General features: G+C 52.0%; 7 protein-coding genes. All 7 read left to right on the forward strand.

The window, feature by feature from the left end:
* Positions 1-280, forward strand: a 280-nt coding sequence (locus E0E41_RS18225) for a type II toxin-antitoxin system RelB/DinJ family antitoxin (protein ID WP_368020137.1), incomplete at its 5' end; no start/stop codon positions are given.
* Positions 280-540 (forward strand): Txe/YoeB family addiction module toxin, encoded by a 261-nt coding sequence (locus E0E41_RS18230; protein WP_130871309.1) that lies wholly within the window; start codon positions 280-282, stop codon positions 538-540. The genes E0E41_RS18225 and E0E41_RS18230, both read left to right, overlap by 1 nt.
* A 235-nt stretch (positions 541-775) precedes the next feature.
* Complete coding sequence (locus tag E0E41_RS18240) at positions 776-1,294, forward strand: TetR family transcriptional regulator (RefSeq protein WP_130871311.1); 519 nt, start codon at positions 776-778, stop codon at positions 1,292-1,294.
* A 91-nt stretch (positions 1,295-1,385) separates the two neighbouring features.
* Positions 1,386-1,967, forward strand: a complete 582-nt coding sequence (locus tag E0E41_RS18245; protein ID WP_130871312.1) for a hypothetical protein — start codon at positions 1,386-1,388, stop codon at positions 1,965-1,967.
* A gap of 337 nt (positions 1,968-2,304) precedes the next feature.
* Positions 2,305-3,573, forward strand: coding sequence for a plasmid recombination protein (locus E0E41_RS18250; RefSeq protein ID WP_278045200.1), 1,269 nt, complete (start codon positions 2,305-2,307; stop codon positions 3,571-3,573).
* Positions 3,574-3,961: 388 nt separating this feature from the next.
* Complete coding sequence (locus tag E0E41_RS18255) at positions 3,962-5,470, forward strand: hypothetical protein (RefSeq protein WP_178687326.1); 1,509 nt, start codon at positions 3,962-3,964, stop codon at positions 5,468-5,470.
* Positions 5,471-5,694: 224 nt separating this feature from the next.
* Positions 5,695-5,808: type II toxin-antitoxin system RelB/DinJ family antitoxin (locus E0E41_RS18260; RefSeq protein ID WP_207303262.1), on the forward strand; the 114-nt coding region annotated here is incomplete at its 3' end.

The raw sequence follows: 5,808 nt of genomic DNA on the forward strand, positions 1-5,808 counted from the left end.
AGGAGTGTTGGATATGGCACACACGGTCAATGTGAATTTTAAGTTGGATGAAGATGTGAAAAAAAGGATGGAACGAGCCTGTGCCGAGATGGGCCTTTCCATGAGCGCCGCGTTTACGATGTTTGCAAAAAAGGTCGGCAGGGAGTACCGTATTCCGTTTGAGATTTCGGCTGATCCGTTCTACTCGGAAAGGAACCTCCGCTACCTGGAAAGCGTTATGCAGGATGTGAAGGATGGTAAGGCTCACTTTGCCGAGCATGACCTGATTGAGGTGGACTGATGAAGCTGTTGTGGGAGGATCGGGCGTGGAGTGACTATTTGTATTGGCAGACACAGGATAAAAAGACGCTGAAACGGATCAACGCGCTGATAAAGGATATTCTGAGAAGCCCCTACCAGGGGATCGGCAAGCCGGAGCCGCTGCGGGAGAACCTGAGCGGCTGGTGGAGCCGCCGCATTGATGAAACCAATCGCATTGTTTACTATGAGCAAGGAGAGATTGTCTATATTATCTCCTGCTTGGGCCACTATGACGATTGAGAAAGGAAGGGCCGGTTATGAGCTGGGGTAAAGAGAGGATCGCACAGCTGCAGCTCCCCAATCCAGAAGACGATGATCCGCACCCCCGTCTACTCCTGGAGGGGGACGGTGTACACGCTGGACAGGGTTTTACAGCCTTGTTTCCAGATGGGTGGCATGATATTACCCTGGAGGTGTCCTGGGAGCCGACCGGCCCCGGCTGCTGGTACATATCGACGCCTGGATTTGAGGGTGTGTGCCCTATCGGCTTGTTCGTAAAGGTATGAAAACAATCCGGCAGATAGCCGACGAGATAGGGGTATCAAAGCAGGCGGTCTATAAGCGATACAAAGGCAAGCTGCATACGGTTTGCGCTCCGTATGCGCATACGGAGCAGGGGGTCTTGTATCTATCGGAGCAGGCTGAAACGCTGATAAAACAAGACTTTTTGAAAGCTGACCGCTCCAATGGAGCGCATACGGAGCGCCCCATTGGAGCGGTGTCGGAGCAGCTCAAAGAGGCTGATGTTGTTTCAGTCTTACAGGCTACCATTGACACGCTGCAAGAGCAGCTTGAAGTGAAAGACCAACAGATTGAAAAATTGACCGAGGCCCTGCTTGCTGCCCAGAAGACGGCGGCAGCGGCTCAGGCTCTCCATGCGGGAATGATCCAGCAGCAGTTCCTCACTAACAGGGACGAGATAGAGGAACAAGGCGAGGGGCCAGTAGAAAGGCAAGGATGGCTCAGGCGGCTGTTTCACGGATTGTTCCTGTAAAAGAAATTCTTGATAAATATAGGAAAAGTGATATAATTATGGTGGTAAGTAGGAAGTAGGCAGACGAACAGATTAAGAAAGGAAGATGATTATGATGAAGAAACTTACAAGTATTGGTCTCGTGTGTGCCATGTGTATGGCCTTGATGAGTGTGTCAGTGGCAGCGGCAGCAGAAGGGGAGGTCCCCCAGGCGGCGAATAGTGTCTCTGGTTCTACGGCAAGTGGGGCTCATGAGGTTGTCATTGAAGGAGAGCCTGGAGATATTATAGTTGTCGGGGATCTCGTGTTTGAAATCATTGACCCGGAAGAAATGGAAGAGCTTGCATCCCAGCCGGTTCCGTATGCAAGCACCACACGTTGGACGAATGTTTCCTTGTCCGGGACTGAGATGAGTAAGAAATTTGAGGTAACATCTTCTTATCCCTATGCGAAGGTATGGATTAGCAATCAGGGCAAAGGTGATATTCAGTTTACTATAACGAGAGGTTCCGATACTGGTACTCTTGTGTCCGGGTCTGATGTAACGATTAAGGCTGGAACGTCAACAAGTGTATATAGTACGAATTCGTGGCCTGCGGATGCTTACTATGCTAACTTCACTTGTGGCTCTGCAAATATGAAGGGCCTGACATCCTGCCGTGTAGCATCTACTCAACATGAACTTGATATTTAAGTGACGCGATAGGATTAAAAAGTAAGGCCCAGCAGTGAATTGATGACCTCTGGGTGAGTGCCCGTAGGCGGCGGGGCTGATGCCCTGTTCTGGGGCGACTGATGCGGCTATTGCTGTCCTCAGCCGCCCCAGGCAATCCCCGCGGGAGCGCGCAAAAGCACTTTCATACTGCCAGCCCCGAAGGGGCGGCGGTGTGAAAGTGCTTTTGCGTTACTTTCTCACCTAGAAAGTAACAAAGAGGTCTTGCCCCCTTGCAGGGGCTATGGTAAGATGGGATTGGTAAGAGGTTTAGACGATAGAAAGGGTGGGTGATTTTATCGGTACAACTATTTCCGGCATGACTGGCCGGGGCAGTATCCGGCATAACAACCGGAGATTTTCAGCGGCGAATGTAGACCGGAGCCGGACGGAGCAGAATGTGACTTTTTGCAACGATGATCTGAAACAGGTCTACCATGAGATCTTCGACGAGGCACTGGAGGCATACAACGCCGGGAAGAAAAAGACAAGGGATAAGATCCCAGACTACTACGAGCATATCCGGCAGAGCAAGCAGGAGAAGCTGTTCCATGAGGCCATCTTCCAGATCGGCAATCTGAATGACTGCGGCTGCGGTACGGAGGGCGGCCAGCGGGCAGCGGAGGCTCTGATTGAGTACGCAAAGAGCTTTCAGGAGCGGAATCCCCATCTCCATGTGTTCAACATGGTGCTGCACATGGACGAAGCCACGCCGCACCTTCATGTAGACTATATCCCGGTAGCAACGGAGCAGACGAGGGGACTGTCAACGAGAGTGTCTATGAAGCAGGCGCTCAAGCAGCAGGGCTTTACAGGTGTTGGTCGGAAACAGACCGAGTGGAAGGCTTGGATGGATCGGGAGAAGGAAGTGCTGACGGAGATCGCTCAGCAGCATGAATTTGAAATTATTTCTCTCGGCAGTAACCGGCGGCACATGGAGCTGCCGGAGTACCGGGCGGCGATCCAGGAGGCCGAGGCCGTGCAGGAGCAGACAGCGGCAGCCTTGCAGGAGCTGGCAGATATGCAGGAGAAGAAAACGGAGCTGAAGGGAGAGATTAAGTCGCTCTCCGGCACTGTGGCGGCGCTGAAGGCCGCAGAACGGGTGCGGGTGGACTTCGATACCATCCAGCCGGAAAAAACGCTCACAGGGGCTGTCAAGGGCGTTACTGTGGACCAGATCCGGCAGCTAAAGGATGTAGCTATGACTGGAGCTGCCGCAAAGCAGACGGTCGTAGATCTGAAGAAGAAAAACGCTGTGCTGGAAGAAGAAAAAGCAGAGCTGAAAAAGAAGATTCCTTCCGTCCATGAGAAGATGGAGGCGGCAGCGCAGCGTAGCCGTCTTGAAAGCCAAAATCGGCAGCTATGGAGTGAAAACGAGGAACTGAAGGAGGCGTTGGAGGAAGAACGCAGCTTTTCAGATCGGCTGCTGGAGGGCATTGATCGGGTACTGGATATGCTGGAGCGTCACCTGCCGAAGCAGCTTCTCCACCTCGTCGATAAGGCGAGAGATCTACTGCCGGAGCATCAGACTTACCGGCAGGAAAAACAGCACGAGAGAGGTCATTCTTGGGGCGATATGAGCCTGTGAAAATAGCCTGTCCGAAGGGGCTTGCAACCGGCTTTCGGACAGGCTATAATAACAGACGAAAATAGGGAATTACTGTATTGATAATATATGCCCCCCTAAGGGCCTTTGGCCCCAAAACAAAAAAGAGAAATTTTCTCTCAGAAAGGGAGAAAGTCGGAGGGGAAAAGAGGGTGTGCGGAGGGGTGTGGGAATGTGGTAAACCTGAAAGGTTTTCCATCATTTCCATGCCCCGGAGCGAGGGGGAAAAGGGGAGGTGACTTTCTCTTTAAGCCGCCGTAGGCGGCGCTCTTTGGCTCCCCTTTTCCCCCTTCCCGCCCGCAGGCGATTCCCCGCCGCAGCGGATTTTCTTTTTTGCTTCTTTTTTCTTTTCTGGATTGGAGGTATTTTTATGGCTATGGATCAGCAGACTGCTTTGGAGCGGCAGCAGGCACTTTATCGGGAGAAGAATGCCCACCTCCGGCAGTATCTGGAGCCGGTGGAGCCGTATGAGTTTTATCGAGAGATCTTCCCGGAAGGATCATTTGAGAGGAAAGGGCATTATGAAGATGCCAAGGGAAACGCTATTGCGCTGACTGTTCCAAAAAAGCAGGACAGCCGGGAAAATGGTGTAGCGTTGGAAATTGAGGGAGATGGGAAAGCTCGACGGCATTTGATTACGGACGAGCTGGAGGAACTGAGTGAGATCCAGGGCACAGATTTTACAATCATGTCCCCTATCTCATATTTTGGACGGCAGCGCCGTGGGCAGAATGCCAGGTATCTCTATGCGATGGTCTTTGACCTTGACGGTGTAGGGATGCCGCAGCTCCGGGATACGCTGCATCAGATGAACAAGGACATTATTCCCAGGGCTACCTTCGTGGTAAACAGCGGAACCGGCCTGCATCTGTATTATGTGCTGACGGAGCCGATTCCTATGTACCCGCAGAATCAGAAGATTTTGAAGGAACTGAAATACGCTCTTACCCGGCAGATCTGGAACAGGTTTACTTCGTCCATCAAGGAGCCGCAAATGCAGGGTATTTTACAGGGATTCCGTGTGGTTGGCACCAGCTCTAAGCTGGGGAAGGACTATCCTGTGGTGGCTTATCGTTATGGCGGTGCGGTGGCGCTGGAGAAGCTGCTGGACTATATCCCGGACAGCAATGGAGAGCAGCAGCGCATACAGGCACTCATGCGAAAGAGCCGCCTGTCTCTGGCCGAGGCAAAAGAGAAGTATCCGGACTGGTATGATCGCCGGGTGGTGAAGAAGGAGCGCCGGGGGCGCTGGACGGTGAAGCGGGATCTTTATGACTGGTGGCTGCACCGCATTGCAGATGAAATCAAGGTAGGACACCGTTTTTATGGCATTATGACCTTAGCCATCTATGCTAAGAAATGTAACATAGACGAAGCGGAGCTGCGCCGAGACGCTTTTGACCTGCTCAAGCCTTACGATGATATGAGTGAGGAGGACATCAACCGCTTCACAAAGGACGATATTGTGTGCGCTCTGGAGATGTTCAACGAGGACTATGTAACCTTTCCGAGAGACGACATTTCCAAGCTCTCTGGGATGACTATGCCGGTTAACAAGAGAAATTGGCGTAAACAGGCAGAGCATTTAGGTAGAGCGAGGGTTGTACAAGCGTTTGATGACCCGGATGGGAAATGGAGAAATAAGGACGGGCGACCAAAGGCTCAAAAGAAGGTCTATGAATGGCGGCAGCAGCATCCAGCCGGTCGCAAAGCGGACTGTCATCGAGATACTGGCCTTGATCCTAAGACGATCCGAAAATGGTGGGACAGCGAGCCGCCTGCGGTGAGGCAGGAGGACGGACACATGGTGGCACGGGTACGGCCGTCACAGGCGTTGAGTGATCTGCTGGTGGAGGCATTAGGCCAGGGTGAGGATTAGGGGTGGTTTCCGGCTCTGGAACGGCCAAGGAGGGCTTTTCCGGCGGTTTGAGGGTAAAACATACCACCCCCACTCTATTGCGCCCGGAAAGCCTTGTAAATCAAGGGTTTTACCACCTGTAAATGTCTACATATCGGTGTGACGCATTTGCAGAATGGCAAAGAAAAATACTTGTATTTTTCTTTGTTTTTGCATATAATATGAGTAGGAAAGGAGTGTTGGATATGGCACACACGGTCAATGTGAATTTTAAGTTGGATGAAGATGTGAAAAAAAGGATGGAACGAGCCTGTGCCGAGATGGGCCTTTCCATGAGCGCCGCGTTTACGATGTTTGCA

The organism is Intestinimonas massiliensis (ex Afouda et al. 2020), assembly GCF_900626285.1.
GTDB lineage: Bacteria > Bacillota > Clostridia > Oscillospirales > Oscillospiraceae > Flavonifractor > Flavonifractor massiliensis_A.